We start from the raw sequence: 20,240 nt of genomic DNA, 5'->3' as shown, positions 1-20,240 counted from the left end.
ATATTCTGCCATCTCCTTTTCAAATGATTCAAGGTCTTCTACGCTGCGTTCATGCCGTCCGGAATGCCGTCCGTTTCTTTCGCCAGGAGTCGATCATGTTGACCGCGTACTACGTGCACCGCCTGCCGGCGGACTACGATCTCGACATCATCCGCGATCGCGTGCGCGAGCGCGGCCGGCTATGGGACGACACGCCCGACCTGCTGTTCAAGGGCTTCCTGCTGCGTGAGGCCGGCCGCCATGGCGCGACGGAAAACGGCTACGCGTCGTTTTACCTGTGGCGCAACGAGCAGGCGTTCGCGCGGTTCGTGACGGACGGCCGCTATCGGGTCGTCACGGACAGCTTCGGCCGCGCGCCGATCGACACGCAGATTGCGCTCGACGCGCGCAAGGGCAGTGCGTCGACGGGACGTTTCGCGCGTCTGGAGACGATCGAGATTCCGGCGGACGCCGATCTCGATGCGGTCCTGGCGCGAGAGATCGCACGCAATCGCGAAGCGGCGGCACGGCCGGGCGTGGTCGCGGCGGCCGTCAGTCTCGATCCGCTGCGCTGGCGGCTGACGCGTGCGCTCGTGACCGAACATGAACCGGACGACGGCGGCGCGGGCACGATGTACCAGGTCCTGCATCTGGCGAGACCGTTGCTCGACACGCTGGAAGCGGGCGGCGCGTGATGGCCGGCATCGCGTCGCGACTGCCGGCAGGGGTGGTGATTGCCGCGCATCTGGCGGGCGTGGTGGCGGGCATCGTCGCGATCGCGGCGCTCGCGACGGTGCTGGCGCTGCTGTTCAGGTAACGCGTTGCAGTGCAGAGACGGTTGATGCGGGGGCGCCGCGCATGCGATGCACGGCGCCCCCGGCCGCTTCTTCGTCGCTCGCTCAGTGGCTTTGCAAGCGGATATCGCGCGACGACGCGCCGACATACACGGTTCCGCCCGACACGACCCGCCAGCCGTTGCGCGACGTATCCCAGACGCTTTGCATCCGCGGCGACACGGTTATGTGCACACGCCGTGCCTCGCCCGGATTCAGCCGGATCTTCTCCCAGCCGACCAGCCGCTTGGGCGGCTCGTCCTTGTACGGCACGCCGAGATAGACCTGCGGTATTTCCGCGCCGGCCACGCGCCCGTCGTTGCGCACGGTAAACGCGACGCTCAGCGAGCCATCCCATTGCTTCGACACCGACAGTCCCGAATACGCGAAGTGCGTATACGACAGGCCGTAGCCGAACTCGAACATCGGCTTGATGTTGCGCGCGTCATACCAGCGGTAGCCCATGTTCAGCTTTTCCGCGTACACCGGGTCGGTCTCGAACGCGCCGTTTTGCCCCCACGTCGGCGAATCCTGATCGCGCGCCGGGAAGGTCACGGGCAGCTTGCCGGACGGGTTGACCGCGCCGAACAGCACGTTCGCGATCGCCTTGCCGCCGGCTTCGCCCGGATACCATGCCTCGACGATGGCCGACACGTTGTCCTTCCACGGCATCAGTACCGGATTGCCGCTCTGGACGACGACGATCGTATGCGGATTCGCACGCGCGACGGCTTCGACGAGCGCATCCTGGTTCGACGGGTTCGCGAGGCTCAGGCTTTGCAGGTCGCCGAAATCCTCGCCAGCCGGCTGCGCGACCACGACGATCGCGACGTCCGAGCGGCCGGCGAGCGCCGCGGCCTGGTCGATCTCCTGCTGCGTGTACGCGCGGAACGGCGACTGCTGGTCGCTGTTGCCCGCATACGTGACCTGCGCGGCCGGCGCCAGCGCGCGGATCGCCGCGACGATCGGCACGTCGACCTTGAGCCACGGATTGCGCCACCAGCTGCACCCGGTCGACGACCCGAACGTCAGGCCGCCGCAGCCTGCGAACGAACCCGTTACGGGATCGCGCGTGTTGCCCGAGCCGCCGCCGGACAGCACGGCCGCATCCGCATGGCCGCCGATCACGGCGATACGCGACAGCGCCGACGCGACGAGCGGCAACTGGTTGCCGTCGTTCTTCAGCAGCACGATCGACTGCTCGGAAGCCGCCTGCGCGAACCGGTTGCCGGCCGCGAAATCGATCGTGCCGCCGCCTTTGGCCGGATCGTCCATCACGCCGACGCGGATCATCACCGCGAGCTTGCGGCGCACCATGTCGTCGAGGCGCGCGGTCGACACCGAGCCGTTCGCGATCGCCTGCTTGACGGCTGCCGGCGTCAGGTACACGCTCGGCCCGACGTCTTCTTCCTCGTCGAGCCCGGCGTTGATCGCGGCGGCGGTGCTGTGCGTGGCGCCCCAGTCGGACTGTACCTGGCCCTGGAAGCCCCATTCGTTCTTCAGCACGTCGTTCAGCAGGTGAGGGTTCTCGCACGCATAGGCGCCGTTCAGGCGGTTGTAGCTGCACATCACGCTGCCGGGCCGGCCGCGCTTCGCGGCGATCTCGAACGGCAGCAGGTACAGCTCGCGCAGCGTGCGTTCGTCGATCTGCGTATTGCCGCCCATCCGGCCGTGCTCCTGCTCGTTGCCCGCGTAGTGCTTGATCGTCGCAATGACTTTCTGCCGCTGCGTGGCGAGCGTGCGTTCGGCGAGCAGATCGCCGGCGAGCAACGGATCCTCGCCGAGATACTCGAACAGGCGGCCGCCGCGCGGCTCGCGCGCGAGATTGGTGCCGCCGCCGAGCCCCATGCCGAATCCTTGCGCGCGCAACTGGATCGCGACCTGCTTGCCGAAGTCGTACGACAGTCGCCGATCCCAGCTGGCGGCAACCGCGATCGTCGCGGGGAACGTCGTGCTGGCCTGCGACGTGCTGCCGGAGCCGGTGGCCGAATCGACCATGTTCAGATCGGGAATGCCGAGGCGCGGCACGCCCTGGATGTACCCGGCGCCGCCGCCCGGCACCTTAGACATTTCGTATTGCGAATGAATGAACTGGAGTTTCTCGTCGAGCGTCATCTTGCGCACGAGCAGATCGGCGCGCCGTTGCGCGGCCACCGATGCGAACGCGTCGGTGGCGTCGCCCTGCGCATTGAAATCGGCGTCGCCGGCGTAGGCGGTGGTGCAGAGGGTCGCTGCCAGCACGACGGCCGGCCAGAGGGTGTCCCGCATGTTGCTCTCCATGATCGTATTGCCGGTTGTTCGGATGATGTCTGGAGCTGCGCACGTCCGGTGGATTCGCACCGGACGCATTCGGCTGGCGATGCAGGGTGGTTGCGCGTCGGCATGCCAGGCCAGGCGGGGAATCGTTACGGCCGGTTGGGCTCGACCGGTCAATGCGGGCGGCGACGCGCAGGCCGCCCGGCATTGTCGAATCGGATGTAGCGATTCTCTGCTGCGACTAATGGTATGAATGTAGTTTGACTACAGCATCGGTGTTTCTACCGATACGTGCGATCTTTATTTCGTAGTCACGCGAGGTGGCGTGGGGAGGCGGTCATCGTTCCCGATCGAGGGTGTGTGATCGGGTAAGAAGTACTGGGCGGAAAGCGGTTTTGCGGGTAAGTCGGCGGGGCGCAGATCGATTCGTTGCATGCGCATCGAACGGAGACTTGGGTCATTTCACGCACTGTGCGTCGAATTCGCCGCTTTTATTCTGGCGCGGGCGTGTATGAACGACCGTGCGCGCTCATTCCCGTTGATTGCCGACTTGTTCGGATCGCGATTGAATTGCGACGATATGGAGCGTTTGAATGACAGCAGAATTTCCGGCTACATACGTTGTGGGTACCTCGGCCGGCCTCACGGCCCGCCCGCTTCTGCAGGAACTGGTCGATCTTCCGATGAGCGTGAGGCGGTTCGGCGTCAAGGGTGACGGCGTGACCGACGACACGGTGGCGCTTCAGGTGGCGCTCAACGCGGGGATTCCGCTGTATTTCCCGCCGGGGACTTACCTGTACAGCAATACGCTGAAGGCAACGGCGTCGATCGTCGGCGCAGGGTGGGACTCGATTCTGCAATGCACGACATCGCAAGGCCAGAATTCGGCGATTTACTGGAGCGGCGCCAGTCATTTCAACATCCGCAATCTGCAATTCTTTTCAGCGAATGCGACCGCGTATTACCCGGACGAGAACGCCGGCTCGATCAACTTGCGGGACTGCAGCCAGTTCGAAATCTCGGGGTGCAAGTTCAACAATGCGGCCGGTGGCGGCGCGCTGATGCGCAGTTGCGTCAACGGCAAGGTGTTCGGCAATACGCTGCTCGACATCTGGCATGACGGCATTCATGTAACCAAGGCCAGCGCGGATATCACGATTACGAACAATGAAGTGATCAACGGCGGCGACGACGCATTCGCGGTGGTCGGTTACTTCAATGAGGGCGTCCGGCCTCGCCGGATCACGATCGCCAATAACCGGGTGGTAGGCACCAAATACGCACGCGGCATCGCGATCGTCGGGGCTCAGGACATCACCGTGGCCGACAACCAGATCTACAACCCGATGGCGGCCGGTATTTATGTCGCGTCGGAACTGACGAGCGTGTATCAGTCGTACGGCAACGACAATGTGACGGTCGCGAACAACCTCCTGGATACGTGCGGCGTTCAATCCAACATCGGCGCGATAGTCAATGCGCCCAATGGACCGCTCGGCTATGGCGCATTGGTCGTGACCGCGACGGCAGGCTTCAACAATTCGAACATCACGATCGTCAACAACACGATCAAGAATGCCGCGGGGGCGCCGATCGGGCTGTGGCAGCCGAGCGGAAGCAACATCCACGTCAACATCTCGCAGAACACGATCACCAATGCATGGGATCCGAACAACAAGAACGGATTCCCGTTGACGACGATCGCCGCGACGTCGGGCGCCGCGACGCTGAACTTTGCCAATACCCCGGGCGTCGCGGTCGGCATGGCGGCCTGGTATTTCAACGGGTCGACCAGCGTGCCGATCGGTACCGTCATGGCGGCGGGCGCGTCGACGGTCACGCTCGAGCAGAATGCGACAGTGCCGAGCGGCGGAACCGTGATCTTCGCCGGGGTCGGGTTGTTCGGCGCGACGATCAAGACTACCGCGTCGGCCGCGAGCGGCGCGACATCGTTGACGTTTGCCACGACGACGGGGGTGCCCTACAACGACAACTACGGTTTCGGCGCGCCCGGAGACGAAACGACAGGCGTGTCGATCGGACAGGGCGTCAGCGGGACCAACATCGCGGCCGGCACCTTCGTGACCGGCGTGACGGGGAGTGTGGTCACGCTGAGCAAGGCGACGACCGGCACCGTGGCGAGCGGTGCTTCGATCGTCTTTACCCCGATGGTTTGCATGACGTCCCAAACGATCACGACATCGGCTGCTGCCGCGGCGGGAACCAACACGCTGACGTTCACGCCGTATCCGTCGGCACGCGGCTGCGCGGTGGGACAAGGTGTCACCGCAACGAATATCCCGGTCGGCACGTACGTGACGTCGGTTTCCGGTAACGGAAATGGTCCGACCGTGACGCTGTCGAACAATGTCACGGGCAGCGGAATCGCCAGCGGCACATCGATCACGTTCACCGGCACTGGCGGACTGAGCGCCGTTTCCGGCATCGCGCTGTACAACACGCGAGGGTGCATCGTCTCGAAGAATCAATTCTCCGGCATCGCAAAGGACGCAATCTACGTGGACGGATCCTGTACGTCGTTCACCGAAGTCAGCGGCAATACCGGTGAAAACATCGGCTGCTGCAACGGCTTCGCCCGCCTCGTCACGGTCGGCGCGCTCGCGGCCGGCGCATCGCTCAAGTTGCGCGGAAACTACATGGCCCAGCCGGTCAACTATCCACGCGCGATCGATGCGCTGATCTCGTCGAGCTCATGGGCCTACACGTCGTGGAGCGAAGACAACATCGCGCAAAACGGTTTCGTCGGCTTCGGTGTGCAACTGACGCCGGTTGTGCAGGCGGTGGGGGCTTCGCCATGGACGTTCGCGAACACCTACCCGAGCGCGGTCAGCCTGTCGGTCGCCGGAGGCACCGTGTCGTCGATCGGCGTGTCCCGAAACGGGCAGGCTGCCTATGCGTGCGGACTGACGAACGGGATGATCGATCTCAAGCCCGGCGACGCGATGACGGTCACCTATAGCGTTGCGCCCGCTATCACGATGATTCCGCGGCTGGGGCAGTAACGCACGGCGCCGTTCCGGCATTCAGGCCACCAGCAGGTATCAAACGAGTCTGTCAACCATACTCTCAGGATCGATATGGCATTCCAGCTCAAGGATCGCGTTCAGGAAACGACCACGTCCACCGGCACGGGGGCGTTGTCCCTTGCCGGTGCAATGACGGGATTCCGCACATTTTCGTCCGTGTGCGCCAACGCCGATACGTTCTATTACGGGCTGCAAGCCGTAACGGGTACCGGTGTCCCGAGCGGAAACTGGGAGATCGGCATCGGCACATACAACGCCAGCGCGAACACGCTGTCGCGCACCACCGTGCTGGCGTCGAGCAATGGCGGTGCGGTCGTCAATCTTGCCGCAGGTACCACCCAGGTATGGATGGATTTACCGGCAGCGCTTCCGGCCAATCTGCCGGTCAGCGCCAAATATTTTGGTGCGAAGGGGAACACCAGGATCGTCAACGATGGCGTCACGACATCGGGGTCCACCGCGTTTTCGTCGGCCTCGGCGGCGTTCACCGCGGCGGACGTCGGCAAGCGTATCGACATTGCGACGACGAACGCCAGCGGCGTTGCAACGCTGGTCGTTTCCACCACGATCGCGGCGTTCGTCAGCGCAACGCAGGTCACGCTCGCGAAAGCGGCCAATGCGTCGGCGACAGGGGCGAATGTGGTCTATGGCAATGACGACGGCCCGGCCCTGACGGCCTGGTTGAACTACCTGATGACCATCTGGCCGGTCAAAGGCGACCTGCCTGCCGGGGTCTACTATTCCAGCCTCGCGCTTCCCCCGATCACGAAGCCGATCGCCGTGTTCGGGCATTCGGCGCGCACCTCGATCATCCAGTTCCGGTGTTTCGCTGTACGGAATCCAAGCGAGAAACATCGTGCTGCACGACCGGATGACCACGATGGGGCTGAGCGGCGGGCGGATGTTCAGCGTCATCGGGCAAGTCACCAACTGCCTGTTCGACATCAACTTCCCGTTGAGCGCACGTAACGACTACGCGGCGGAGATTCTGCCGAACCCGAATTTCAATGTCTATCCCACGGACAATGAATTTACCTTCGCATTTCCGAAGACGGTGAAGGGGGTGACGATCGGGAACATCGGCTACAACACGATCAGGTTCAGGAATATTTCGGATGCGCCGAGGCGGTATTCATTTCCACCGAGAGTCCGTACAACCTGAGAATCGATTGCGAGACCGACAGCGTGTTTCAGCAGGTCACCTCGCCGCTGGTGTTGACGGGGACGGGCGCCGTCGCGATTCCGGGCTGGTCGTTCGGTACGACGCCGAACCTGTCGATCTTCATGCCGGTCAACGCAGTCAACGGGACCGGCGACACGACGCTGGCGACCATTTTCGGCATCACGGGCACGATCGCGCGTTCCGGAAGCGTCACGGCCGGAACCGATACCTATACGTTTACGCCGTCTTCATCCAGTACGGCGTACATTCCTGCCGGCGAATACTTTTCGAAGATATGTGTCGATGCGTCTCAAGGCAACGGGGTTTCCGGGCGCTACAAATATATTCCCGAGGACCGCTACGGACGCGCCGTCAACAGCGCGTGGGCCAGCGGGCGCCTGCTGCAGATGTGGCCGTGGCAATTCCACGTCGAAAATGCGACCGGGCTGGTCCGTTACAGCTACGGGGTGCCGACGGCCGACAGCGCGGGCAATGCGCTGGCGGTTTGGTCCAACGGCTTCGTCGGCACCAGTTCGACGCCCGGCGTGACCGGCATCAGCAAACTGACGGCGAACTATGCGTCGCCGACGATGCTGACCAACCTGGTCGGCGGGATCGACGGCCAGTCGGTCAGGATCATCGCGACCAACGGCAACTGCACGATCGCGAACAACGCGAACATCCAGACGACGACGGGGGGAAACGTCGTCATGGCGAGCGGGCAGGTCCTGACCTTTACGTTCGACGCGACGCTGAACAAGTGGTGTGGTGGTTAGCAATCCGAGGGCGTGACGGCCTATTGACAACGTAGCGGCCTCCCGCTTACGTCACGCCGTTCGGGCGCTGAAAGTCCGGAGGGGGAGTCGTCTCGTTGATCGTGCATCGTATGGCGACACGCATCGTGTCGCTCACGCGAGATCGCGGCGTATTCCCGCCCGGATGAATGAAGCGGCGTGCATCACCGGGTGGCGTAGGTCCGGCTCGCACGCTGGCTTGCCCGAGGCCGACACGCGGACTCACTTGGTGATCAGCGCGCCCGTCAAACCCGCGCTGATCGCCGGCAGCAGCAGATTCAACACGCGGCTGGCCCGGACGAGCCCGGTATTGTCGACATAGACGATGTCCTTCGACGCGAGCGGGAACTGGTTCGCGAGCAGCATCGAAACCGGCGACTTCATGTCGAGTCGATAGACCACGGGATCGCTGTCGTCTGCCTTGCGCAGTACGAAGACCTGTTTGGCATTCGACGTCTGCTGGTTCAGTTGGCCTGCCTGTGCGAGTGCTTCGTTCAGCGTGAGCGAACCGTCACGTTGCGGCGGCACGGCCAGCGGTTTGTTCACCTCACCCATCACGTAGACCGGATTGTCTTCGCGTGCACTCACGTGGAGCAGGTCGCCTGGCTGCAGCATGATGGCGGCGGGGTTTTTGCCCGTTTGCATCATCCGCGCGACATTCACCGGATACGTCGTTCCATTGCGCGTAATCGTTACACGACTTTGATCCGCGGTCGGTGCAAAGCCGCCGGCACGATTGACCGCTTCGACGAGGGTCATCGGAATGTCGTTGATCGCCTGCGAACCGGGTGCGCGCACTTCACCATCCACATACACCTGCTCCGCGCGGAACGACGCCACGCGAACGGTCACCTGCGGCTTCACGAATACCTTCCTGAGCTCGGCACTGACTTCCCGCTGAACCTGCGCCGCAGTTTTTCCTGCCACGTGGATCGGTCGCGTCATGTATGGAAACTGCACGTTACCGTCGCCATCGATCACGAAACCAGGCGCGGCGTCGGAGGACTTGGTGTTTGGCGTCGGCTGGCCGGCGGCGGTAGCGAATTCCGGGTGATCCCACACGGTGATCTGCAATACGTCGCCAGGACCGAGCTTGTAGCTGCTCGGCTTGCCGAGCAGATTGTCCGGAACGGGCAACGCGGAGTGGCTCTTCTGCTGCGCACGAATCAGCCCGATCAGCGTCAGGTCGATCTGCTTGACCGGAACCTTCATGTCGCTGGTCACGTCACCGTTCTCGTCAGTCGTGACCGGCAATGCAGGCGAGGATGCCATGTGCTGGCCCGGCGCAAAGGCACAGGCGGAAAGCAGGGCGGAAATCGCCAGGTAAAGGGCAGCGCGCATTCGGCGTCCTGTCGGGTTGTTCTGGTCCGGCACTGACGTGTCGAATCGTTGGTGGTTGCTCATGTCGTCATTCAGCATGGTTAAACGAGAAACATTGATGCGACGCACATGCGTGGATACTCGCCGTTTTCCGGGCCGCCGGCGACAGACATGGCGGGCGTTCATCCCCCTGCCCATATGCTGGCCGTCCCGATCAACCGACTGTCGGACGCCTCGACGTCATCGCATGCTGTCGGGTGAACCGGCCGACCCGAGATTGATTCCCGCATGGATCATGTTGGATGAACTACGGAAAAAAGGATGTGCGTTAGTTCACCAAGCCGTGGATGGCAGGCCGGATTGGCCGCTCGAGATGCGTCGCTGACGTGGGCCAAAAACAGGGCCAAACCTTGTCGAGCGAGTGAGTTCAGGGAGGCCGGGCACGTTGTATCGAACCGCTCCTCGACGTCGTACGAGACGGGGTGGCAACCCGGAGGTTCGCTTACCCGGAGCTTCTTAATGTAAGGAATCGCACTCAGAAAACCACGCATTTATCGCATAGTGACCTGAACAGGCAAGGGCATTTGTTTCTGTTCGGGACTCGGCGGTGCGGTCGTGCATGCAGGCGGTCGGACGCAGACAAGTGCCTCGCATGATGTGCCGAGAGAATGACCCGGATCGACTGGCGCGACATGCGTGATCAATAGCACGCACGGTGACAGGATGCCCGTCAGAATGGCAATTTGGGAGCGTATGCATGACATTGGATAGGCCTTCATCGAAGCAATCCCGAGACCGGCCGGGAAGTGTTTCTCGCAACGGGGTTGACTTCACGCTGGTCCAGTTGCTGGAAAACGTGTTCGATCACGGGCGTGTTTTCCTGGCCGTTTTCCTGGGATGTTTGCTGCTGGCGCTCGTGTATGCCATTGCGGCAACACCGGTGTACTCCGTGGATACGTTGATCCAGGTCCAGGAAAACAAGCACAGTGCGCTCGGTTCGCTGTCCGAAATTTCGAACGCGCTGGATATCGAGAACTCCGCCGTAGTCGGCGAGATCGATATCGCGCGCTCGCGCGCGGTCGTCACCCAGGCCATTGACGCTACCGTCGCGCAGGTGGATGTGTCGGTCCGGAATACGATTCCGCTCGTTGGCGGTTTACTCGGTTCGATATTGCCGAAGGATCGCAATGGCCTCGTCGAGCCGTGGTTCAATACGCCGTTCTGGGCGTGGGGCGGCGAGAGGATCGAGTTCACCAAATTCGACGTTCCGGATGCGCAGCTCGGCAAGAAACTGGAGCTCGACTATCTCGACGGCAATCGCTTCCTGTTGAAGGACAGCAATGATCAAGAGGTGTTGACCGGGAAAGTCGGCCAACCGAGCGAAGCCAACGGATATCGGGTAGAGATATCGCGCATCGTGGCACGCGTCGGTACGGAATTCCGCGTGCGCCGTGTCGCCACGCCGGTGCGACTCGAGGCGGTCCTGAAAAAACTGAACGGCGCGGAAACGAAACGCCAGTCGGGCATCATGCAACTGAGTTTCGAAGACCCCGACCCGGTGTTTGCCGCGCGGCTGCTCAACGCCATTGCCGCCGCCTATCTGGATGCCAAGGCGAAGCGACGCTCGGAGGACGCCGAACACAGTCTGACGTTTCTCGACACGCAATTGCCGCTGGTGAAGAAGCGACTGGAGCAGGCTGAACATGCGTTGAACGAGTTTCGCAATGCGCAGGGGTCGATCGATGCGCAAGGTGATGTGCAACTGCTTATCGACCAGTTGGCCTTGGTCGAAAAGTCACGGCTCGAGGCCAAGCTCGAGTTTCAGGATCTGGCGTCGAAGTATGTCGCCGGACAGCCTCAGCTCACCGCGGTAGCCAGCAAGCTGAAGACGCTCGATCAACAGTCGGCGGAATTGAAAAGCAGGGTTGCGCGCTTGCCGTCGCAGCAGCAGACCTATTTGCGTCTGTCACGCGACGTCGATGTCAATAATCAGCTCTATATCGGCTTGATGAACAACGCGCAGCAGCTGCAAATTGCCAAGGCGGGCACGGTCGGCAATGCGTCCGTCATCGACAAGGCCGATGTCAGCGACAAACCGGTTCAGCCGAAGCGCCTGCTCGTCATCGTGCTGGGTGCGGCAATCGGATTGATATTGGGCGTTGCTGCGGCACAAGGCTGCGCGCTGTTTTTCCAGCGCGTCCGGAATCCGGAGCAATTGGAGCAAGTGGCCGGCGTCCCGGTGCTGGGCATTCTCCCGGTCTCGCCACATCAGGTCGAGGCCGACCTGAACGACCGGGCAGCGTTCATTGCTGCCAGGGAGTATCCGGATACGCCGCTGACCGAAGCGCTGGACAATCTGGCTCTGTTGCTGCGTTACGGGCCGAGTGCTGAGCAGGGGAAATCAAGGGTCGTTCTGATCACGTCGCCGGAGCCGGCGCAGGGCAGGTCGCTGATCTCCGCCAATCTCGCCTACCTCTTATCGGAAAGCGGTCTCAAAACCTTGCTTGTGCGCACCGATGCGGACGAATCGGGCGGAGATCGACACGTGGCGGTGAAGTACCAGAAAGGATTGTCGGATGTCGTGACCGGTTCGCTGGAACTCGGGAAGGCGATCGTCCACATCCGTGAAAATTTCGATGTGCTGCCTGCCGGAAAACGTGCCGAGCCGTGGCGACACCTGTTCGAAACGAAACGGCTCGAGCCGTTGATCACCGCATGGCGAAGCGAATACGACGTGGTCGTCGTGGATGCGCCGTCGGCGCGCCCGGCGGCGAACGTCGCGATGTTGTCGAGGCTCATGGACGTCACGTTGATGGTGGCGCGACAAGGTTCGGTCAGCTACGCCGGCGTGGTGGATGCGATCCGGAATTTGAATCGGGTCGGCGTGAAGGTAGACGGGCTGGTATTCAACGGCTTTCAGCCTTCACCGTTGCAGTGGAGCCATTACGCGAACGTCCGTCGACATACGAAAGCAGTCAAGTCGCGGATAGAGCCGGGCGACGTCGTACCCAATGCATTTCTGTTCAGGGCATGGGAGCGGGTAAGAAAGGGACTGCTGAGAAATGTTGCCTGATGTCGCTTGCACGAGTCGATTCACTGGTTCATGACGGAAACAAGCGATATGGCGGGATGTTTCAGCGCGCCCGTCACAAGCGCGATGCACGTTGGGGCACCGGCGCAGGTTCGCGCAAGGGCGCAATCATGCGGCGGCCGGCGCGTGCGCAGGCTCGACCGGGGTGCCACCGGTGGAACGAATTTCGGGTTGCAGCATGATAGATAAGACTACGCGAGCGATACCGGACACCGGCCCCATATCCGCAACCGGGGTGACGATATCGACGCTACTCGCGCTTGCATTTGTGATCAACGCGATGATGCCGGCGCTCGGAATGAAAGCGGAGAGCGCCACATGCACGTTGTTGTTGGCAACATCGGGGCTCGTCGTCCTGGTCAAGTATCGTCCGGTGTTTGCCGTGACGGTGCTCTATGTGCTCGCGATCGGGCTGACCGCATTTCTTGCCGGCGTGGGACTGGAGGACGGTGGATACCTGCGGGAAACCGATATCTCGGGTGAGGCGACCGGCGCTTTCAGCCGACTCCTTTCGTTCTATCTGATTTTTGTCGTCTGTGCGCTCGTTGCATTCGACCGGTTCCTGGATGAGCGCCCGTCGCACAAGTCGATCAGGGCACGGATTGCATTGCAACCTGTCAGTGTGGCGATGGGATTCGCACTTGCGGCCGCGATCATCGTGACCGGTGTGCTGGCGGGGTTGACGTCGGGATTCTCGCTGTTTACCGGCATCAACCGGTATGCGTTGCGCAACGACGCGTCGAACGGCGCGATGTTCAATCTGTTCCTGAACAATCAGACCTTCATGGGTTTTTTGCTGGGCACCATCGCCACCAGTTCCAATAAACGCATCCGGTGGTTGGCGATCGTCACGATGGCGGTCGATCTCGGGCTCAACGTGCTGCATGGGGAGCAGTTCATGGCGGTGCTGCATATCGGCCTGTGCTCGCTGGCGCCGTTCATCGCGATTCATGCGATGAACGGCAAACCGGTCGTGCGTTATCTGGGTATCGGTGCGGGACTGGCGTTGTTGCTCGGCACCGTTTCCATCATTTACGCCTACCGGGGGCAGGGGCTGGAAGTGGCCGATGTGATCTCGTCGCGCTTTCTGCTGCAGGGGCAGCCGTGGTACGTGGTGGACGGTGATGCGCGCATGTTCGCGGCGCCGGCGCTGGGTGGCGCGGCTGCTTTTTGGCGTTTCGTGAACTCTCTCGCTTCCTGGACGATGCCGACCTTTTTCGACGATTCCCAACCGAGTGGTTTGCGTGACTTGATGGTTTCGTATATGGAGCCTCAGCTCCTCAAGGCCTACATCTTCGACGACGTCACGTTCACGATGGGAAACATGGCGGTGCCGGTGTATTGGTTTGGTTATGCCGGGGGGGCGGCCTTCGTCGCGATGACCGGCGTCGTGTACGGCGCGCTGGCCGCGTTGCAGATCCTGGTCACGATGCGTGGCGGGGTTGTGATGTTGTGGCTGATGGCGAAGGTCTTTTCGTATGCGACCTTTGCCGTTCAGCAAGGCGATTACTGGATGATGTTCGGTTCGCGCACGGCTTTCTATGCGTTGGCCGCGCTGGCCTGGTGGTACGTGATCGACCGGAAGCATTCCGGCGCGAGCTGAGGCGGCATGCGCCTGGGTCGTCGCGCGAAACGAGGGCGATGTCGACGACCGGAACCGTTTCGGTCGATGCGTCGAGCGTGGATGTCGCGTCGCGAACGTAGGGGCGATGGATTCGACTTCGATCGCAGCGCCGGAAAGTCGTGACGAGACACCCCGGTTTTTACTATTTCAGCCATGTCCCACTCGAACGATTCGAAGCGATTTCATCATGTCGATGCCATGCGCGCGGTTGCGGTGATACTCGTCATATGGACGCACTATGCCGAGCGATTCGCTCCGCTGGCGGGCTCGCAATACATGCTCGATACGCTGCAGCGCTCCATGAACTTCGGGCGTGTTGGCGTGGTGGTGTTTTTCGCGATCAGCGGCATGCTGATTCCAAGCAGCCTGCACGGGGAGGTTGGTGCGGGAACGAAGCGGTTTCTCGTTCGAAGATTCTTCCGGCTATACCCGGCTTACTGGTTGGCGCTGCCTTTGGGATATTTTGTCCATTGGTATCTGTTCGATAAAAAGATGGATGTCGATGGAATCGTCGCGAACGTGACCATGATGCCCGCCGCATTCGGAGAGAGCCTGATATTGCCGCATGGTTGGACGCTGGAGACAGAACTGGTTTTTTACGGGCTGTGTCTGGTCCTGTTCTGGAGCGGCGTACTTCACCGGATGTTCTGTCTGTGCGTTGTCAGTATCGGATTGACAGGGCTGTTCGTGATGATCGTCGGATTGAAACTCGCTCCGGCCGGTATGCCCAGCGAATACAAGACCATGCCATATCATCTCGGCATCATGTTTTGGGGCGCGTGCTTTCGCCAGGCATACGACACGCCTCTCAAATTGCTGCGCGCGGGATGGCCGTGGCGTGGTGCTCCGGGCCGAATCGCGATCACTTACCGATCGGCGGCAGCCGGCCTGACGGCGGTGATGGCAAGTGTCGCGCTGATGGGGGCGCTCAGCGATTGGCGACATCACAACATGGAGCACTTTCCGACTTCGCTCGCTTACTTCATCGGCATCGTGATGTTCACCGCATTGGCGACGATTCTGAAGCTCCGCATTCGCCTGCTTTCATGGCTCGGCGAGATCAGTTATTCGATCTACTTGCTGCATAGCCTTCCGCTGTTTGCAATGTTCTGGTTGTGCCAGCGTTTCCACATTACTGGTTGGCCGCTCGGTCTCTACATGATCGTACCGATCCTGCCTTTGATTCCGTTGTCTTGGGCCGGTTATCGGTTGTGCGAAGCACCGTTTGTGCAGTTTGCGCGTACGCTCACCGCGCGCCGGAGAAGCAATCTGTTTGCCTCCGGCGAGGCTGATGGCTGACGCTTGATTGGCGCAGATCGGCCCGCGGCACCAGGGCCGGTTGGAAAAGATCAAACGCGGATGGTTCGCGGGAGCGGGAAACGGCGCCCGATATCTTCCGGGGGATGCTGGAGTCGGCATGAAACGGATATCGGTTGGTCCCGGGCGATTGACGGGGAACACGCCCTGTAACGGATTTCACTAGCGTTTATTAAAACAAGGATAAGACCATGACACCTGTCCAGTTTGATGGATGCGTCGGCTGGCTTCACGAGGGCACCCGAACACACGGCATCGTCATTTGCGAGCCGCTCGGTCACGAAGCACTCTGGCTTCACAAACTCGTGCGTTCACTCGCCGAGCATCTTTCGGAGCGCGGCTTTCCTGTGCTGCGCTTTCATTACCCGGCAAGTGGCGATTCGCTCGGCGACGAAAGCGATCCCGGTCGCTTCGGCCAGATGCTCGGTAGCGTTCGATCCGCCGTACACGCGTTGCGAGAGCGCGTCGCGCTGGACCGTCTGACGCTCATCGGGGTGCGTGCCGGCGCGGCCGTGGCGCTTCTCGCCGCGGACGGCATCCCCGGGCTTACGCGTTTCGTCGCGCTTGCGCCCGTCGTGCGCGGTCGCGGCTACCTCCGCGAGCTCTCCGTCGTCGCGCAACATTGGCTCGACAACGCCCCGCCGACCGTGCGAGGCGCGGTTCGCGACGAGAAACCCCTGAACATACTCGGACACACGTACCCCGACGATCTGGTCGACGCGCTCCGGCGTATCGATCTGTTGCAGGCTGCCCGTCAATCGGGCACGTTGCCGGCGCGCGCATTGCTTGTCGATGCACCGTACGGCGACAGTGCGATGCTATCGGACGCGTTGCAGGCACGTGGTGTCGCGGTCAGCGTTCATGCATGCGCGGACTGGGCGGCCGCAATGCGAGAGCCGCACTGGTCGCGGTGGCCGGCGGCATTGCTCGACACGATTGCGGGCTGGTTCGACGACGATCCCGAGCCGGCCGTCAACGCGCCCGCGCGATGCCTCGACCCCGGCGTGGTACTCACGGGACAAGGGAGCGTCGAACGAATCGTTCGCGTGGGACCGCGGCAACTGGTCGGGGTGCTGTGCGAGCCGACCGAAGACATCATGCGGGCCGCCGCGCCAACGCTCCTGATCACGAATACGGCGGCCAATTCGCGCGTCGCGGACGGACGTTTCGCCGTCCGGCTGGCCCGGTCGCTCGCCGCGCAAGGCATCTGCAGCCTGCGGATCGATGCGAGCGGAATCGGCGACAGCGGCACGCATGCGCGTGACGATCAATCGGACATCCCGTATTCGGATCAGGTGATCACCGACATGGTTTCGGCGGCAGAGTGGCTGAAAGAGGCCGGGCATCACAAGGTTGTCACATTCGGGATTTGCTCCGGCGCGTACACGTCGCTTCATGCCGCGTCGAGCGGGCAGCTTGCCGGCGCGATCGCGATCAATCTCCCGGTTTTCGTATGGCCTCGCGGAGAGACGCTCGCGAACGTGATCAAGAATCAGACGAATTCGATGCGAGGCTATCTGGCATCGTTGCGCAGTATTGGAAAGTGGCGTCGCCTGCTGCGCAGTGGTCGTGATCTGCGTCCGGTTCTGCGCGGATTAACGCGCTTCGTCGCAGATTTCATGTGGGTGCCGGTCATGCGTGCCGCGGAACGGGTCGGGTGGTGCCCGGGCAAGGATACGCCGCGAGGATTGCTGCGCGACATGTCGGCGCGCGGCATTCGCACCCATCTGATTTACGGCACGTTCGATCCCGGTGTCGATACGCTGGTACGGCATTTTGGTCCCGCTTCGCGTGCGTTTGCCCGTTTGCCGAACATGTCGGTCGATCTGCGGGATGCCGTCGATCATTCATTGTACGGCACTGCCGCCGCGCAATATGTCATCGACCGGTGTACTGGGCTGCTTGCCGGTTGGCGGGCACCGGCGGAACTGGCGGCAACGGAGAAGACGAAACGTGTGACGGCGTCGCATTCACGCAAGCGGCGCACCGAATCGACACTCTAGGTCGCAGCGGTACCGTTGCCGCCGGGCAGGTAGGGTGAACCGGTTCTGAGTGACCATGCGAACAGATTCGCCGTTTCCGGTACGTTATCGTAGCGACGTAGTGTTTCACAGGGCCACTCGCCAGACGCACGTAGCGCCGTGGCTCCGCTCAGGAATGCAGATGAAACGAACTTGCCACGACTGCCGGAAATTGCGTAAATTTTACTGTTTGCAAGCGGTCTGTGATATTGCGCAGATCGCGTCTCGACGCGAAGACGATGACGGGGCGTTGAACTTCGGGCCTGATGCACGTCGAGGCCCGGCGTGATGCGCGTGTTGGTCATCAACGACTTCGTTCGAAAGGGAGGCGCGGAGGAGGTATACCGAATGTCCGTCGACGTGCTGCGCGCACGCAATGACGTGTCGGTCGAAACCTTCGACGAGCATGCGCTGCCCGGGGACGAAAATATTCGGCGCGCCCGTGTGTGGTCGCGTGCGACTGCGCTTGCGCTCGGCGCGCTGCTCGACCGGTTTCGGCCACAACGCATTCTCGTACACAATTATCACAATCGCCTGTCGAGCGCGATCCTGCCCGTGCTTGCCCGCTACAAGCGGCGCTCCGGGTGTAGCCTGTACATGACGGCGCACGACTACCATCTCGTGTTCTACAATCCGAGCCTGCAGATCTATTCCGGCGGGCAGACGAAGCCGTTGTCGCTCGACCAGCTGCACGGCGTCCGGCGCTTCGTCTCTGTCGCCAGTCCGCACGGCATTCTCCACGACGTCGTGAAGAAGTTGCATTGGCACACGGTCAATGCGCTTTTCGACCCGCTCGGCCTGTTCGACGAAATCCTGTGTCCAAGCCCGTTCATGCGCGACCTGATCGCGCGATTCGGGCGCACCCGCGCCACGCTGCTATCGAATCCGATCGACGCGGCATTGGTTCCCCGCGCACCGAAACCGGCGCAGCGCGCGCGTCTGGATCTGGCGTTCGTCGGTCGTATCGAAGAGGACAAGGGCCTGGCGCCGTTTCTCGCGCTGATGGCCGATTCCGCCGGTGAAGCGATTGCATCGCTTACCGTTTATGGCGAAGGTTCGGAGCGCGCTCGTCTCGAGGAATGCCACGCCGGCCTCGTCAAGGACGGAAGGCTGCGCTTTGCCGGCCGTCTCGACCATGCCGCGCTGTTCGCCGAGCTGCCGACGCACGACGCGCTTGTGCTTCCGTCGATCTGGGTGGAAAACGCCCCCCTCGTGATAGTCGAGGCCGCGGTCCTGGGCCTGCCGGTACTGGTGAACGACATCGGAAGTTTGTCGACGTTTGGCGACGAGATCGGCAACAAGATCCTCTATCGCAACACCCCCGAAGCGTTCTCGCGGGCAATCGACGCGCTACGCGCCCACCTCGACGACGGCACACGTCGCTACGACTGGTCGCGTTACTCGGTCGATTGCTACGCGTCGTCTCTGTATGCTGCACTCGGCATCGACCAGCATGCACCGCGCGTGCATGCCTGTTGACAGGCGATGCACTGTCCATTTTCAGTCAAGAAAGCACGATGACCGCCGTTCGAAAAAACTTCGCCATGTTGTTTGCGTTGCAGATCTCGACGTACGTCGTGCCGCTCGTCACGCTGCCGCTCTTGACCCGTGTGCTCGGCCCTCAACAGTACGGTCGGCTGTCGTTCGTGCTCGCGGTGACCACGTATTTCATCAATCTGGTGAATTACAGCTTCGACCTGACGGCAACGCCGCGTGTCGCGCTTGCGCGCGACAAGGTCGAGCGATCGAGCATTTTCTGGACGACCATCAGCGCGCAGTGGCTGATAACCGTCGCGGGCTTCGCAGTACTCGTTGCGATGACGTCATTGATTCCGTACTTCGAGGCCGAGCGCACGGCGCTGCTGCTCGAATTCGGGATGGCAATCGGCGCCGCGCTCACGCCAGGCTGGTACTTTCAGGGCATTCAGAAACTGAGCGTGTTCAGCATGACGGTGGTCGGATATCGCGCACTCAGCGTCGCCGCCTTCTTCCTCTGGATTCGCACCCCGGACGATATCCTGTACGCGGTCGCCATCAACGCGGCCGTGCCATTGCTCTGCGGAGCTACCTTGCTTGCTTACCTGTTTTTTTGCCGTGAGATCGCGCGTGTCCGCGTGCGGTTCGCCGATATTACCGAAGCGTTGAAAGGCGGCACGCAGGTGTTCCTCGCGTCGACGTCGATCTCGTTCTACGCATCGACCAACACCGTCCTGCTGAGTATCGTTTCCGGTCACGTCGCCGCAGGCTATTTTGCCGCCGGCGACAAGCTGATCCGTGCCGCTGTCGGCATGCTGCAGCCGCTGAGGGCAACGACATACCCGCATATCACTTACCTGATGCATAACGCACGTGACGAAGCGTTTGCGTTCCTGCGCAAGCTGATTGTCGTGCAGGGCGCGCTCGTGCTCGCAATGTCGGCAACGATCTACGAGTTCGCGCCGCTCGCCGTCCGGATCCTGTACGGAACCACGTTCGAGCCGACAGTCGCCGTACTGCGTTGTCTCGCCCTGGTACCGTTCATGGCATGCATGACCGATCTCTTTGGCGTTCAAACGATGCTGCCGCTGGGCATGAAGCGTGTCTTCAGCACCATTCTGATCTCGTCCGGCTTGCTGAACGTCACGATACTGCCGCCGCTTGCGTCGCTGTTTGCGGAGCGTGGGGCGGCGATTGCCGTCTTGATGGTCGAAACGACGGTGGCCGTCGTACTCATGTACGTGCTTTTCCGCGAACGGGTTGGCCTGATCAACATGCCGGCGAGATCGAGGTAACGCGGTTCGCGAGGCGACAGGTTGC

At 61.9% G+C, this 20,240-nt stretch carries 13 protein-coding genes; 11 read left to right on the top strand and 2 right to left on the bottom strand.

Features of this window, described 5'->3' with window-relative positions; translation table 11 throughout:
- The first annotated feature begins 95 nt into the window (after nt 1-95).
- Nucleotides 96-674: a DUF4865 family protein gene (locus DTA15_RS23610; RefSeq protein ID WP_006490749.1), complete on the top strand. Its 579-nt coding sequence runs from the start codon at nt 96-98 to the stop codon at nt 672-674.
- A complete protein-coding gene (locus DTA15_RS39170; protein WP_012493285.1) occupies nt 674-796 on the top strand; it encodes a hypothetical protein in 123 nt (40 codons plus the stop codon). The genes DTA15_RS23610 and DTA15_RS39170 overlap by 1 nt, the downstream gene beginning before the upstream one ends.
- Before the next feature lie 82 nt (nt 797-878).
- Here DTA15_RS39170 and DTA15_RS23605 read toward each other — a convergent pair whose 3' ends face one another.
- Entirely contained in the window at nt 879-3,080 is a 2,202-nt protein-coding gene (locus DTA15_RS23605; RefSeq protein ID WP_006492957.1) for a glycoside hydrolase family 3 C-terminal domain-containing protein, read from the bottom strand.
- A 581-nt stretch (nt 3,081-3,661) separates the two neighbouring features.
- Here DTA15_RS23605 and DTA15_RS23600 point away from each other — a divergent pair.
- From DTA15_RS23600 to DTA15_RS23585, 3 genes are all read left to right on the top strand, one after another.
- Nucleotides 3,662-6,091: a right-handed parallel beta-helix repeat-containing protein gene (locus tag DTA15_RS23600; RefSeq protein WP_006490754.1), complete on the top strand. Its 2,430-nt coding sequence runs from the start codon at nt 3,662-3,664 to the stop codon at nt 6,089-6,091.
- A 75-nt stretch (nt 6,092-6,166) separates the two neighbouring features.
- The gene (locus DTA15_RS23595; protein ID WP_006490752.1) at nt 6,167-7,084 is read left to right on the top strand and encodes a hypothetical protein; all 918 of its coding nucleotides are present in this window, start codon (nt 6,167-6,169) and stop codon (nt 7,082-7,084) included.
- A 216-nt stretch (nt 7,085-7,300) separates the two neighbouring features.
- The gene (locus tag DTA15_RS23585; protein ID WP_006490768.1) at nt 7,301-8,053 is read left to right on the top strand and encodes a hypothetical protein; all 753 of its coding nucleotides are present in this window, start codon (nt 7,301-7,303) and stop codon (nt 8,051-8,053) included.
- A gap of 240 nt (nt 8,054-8,293) precedes the next feature.
- Here the strand turns inward: DTA15_RS23585 and DTA15_RS23575 are convergent, their stop codons facing one another.
- Nucleotides 8,294-9,475, bottom strand: a complete 1,182-nt coding sequence (locus DTA15_RS23575) for a polysaccharide biosynthesis/export family protein (RefSeq protein ID WP_012493286.1) — start codon at nt 9,473-9,475, stop codon at nt 8,294-8,296.
- Between the two features lie 673 nt (nt 9,476-10,148).
- Here DTA15_RS23575 and DTA15_RS23570 point away from each other — a divergent pair.
- The 6 genes from DTA15_RS23570 (at nt 10,149) to DTA15_RS23545 (ending at nt 20,215) form a co-directional block, all read left to right on the top strand.
- Nucleotides 10,149-12,464 (top strand): GNVR domain-containing protein, encoded by a 2,316-nt coding sequence (locus tag DTA15_RS23570; RefSeq protein WP_012493287.1) that lies wholly within the window; start codon nt 10,149-10,151, stop codon nt 12,462-12,464.
- Between the two features lie 196 nt (nt 12,465-12,660).
- Nucleotides 12,661-14,085, top strand: coding sequence for a DUF6418 domain-containing protein (locus DTA15_RS23565; protein ID WP_012493288.1), 1,425 nt, complete (start codon nt 12,661-12,663; stop codon nt 14,083-14,085).
- Between the two features lie 174 nt (nt 14,086-14,259).
- Nucleotides 14,260-15,405 (top strand): acyltransferase family protein, encoded by a 1,146-nt coding sequence (locus tag DTA15_RS23560; RefSeq protein WP_006490766.1) that lies wholly within the window; start codon nt 14,260-14,262, stop codon nt 15,403-15,405.
- A gap of 209 nt (nt 15,406-15,614) precedes the next feature.
- Nucleotides 15,615-17,426 carry an alpha/beta hydrolase family protein gene (locus tag DTA15_RS23555; RefSeq protein ID WP_006490739.1) on the top strand — a complete coding sequence of 604 codons (1,812 nt, stop codon included), beginning with the start codon at nt 15,615-15,617 and terminating at the stop codon, nt 17,424-17,426.
- A 306-nt stretch (nt 17,427-17,732) separates the two neighbouring features.
- Nucleotides 17,733-18,923, top strand: coding sequence for a glycosyltransferase (locus DTA15_RS23550; RefSeq protein WP_012493289.1), 1,191 nt, complete (start codon nt 17,733-17,735; stop codon nt 18,921-18,923).
- Nucleotides 18,924-18,961: 38 nt separating this feature from the next.
- A complete protein-coding gene (locus tag DTA15_RS23545; RefSeq protein ID WP_006490760.1) occupies nt 18,962-20,215 on the top strand; it encodes an oligosaccharide flippase family protein in 1,254 nt (417 codons plus the stop codon).
- Nucleotides 20,216-20,240: the final 25 nt, after the last annotated feature.

Origin of the sequence: Burkholderia cenocepacia (genome assembly GCF_900446215.1) — a bacterium.
Lineage (GTDB): Bacteria > Pseudomonadota > Gammaproteobacteria > Burkholderiales > Burkholderiaceae > Burkholderia > Burkholderia cenocepacia.
The sequence above is the reverse complement of the archived record's forward strand: the minus strand, read 5'-3'. Positions and strand labels throughout refer to the sequence as shown.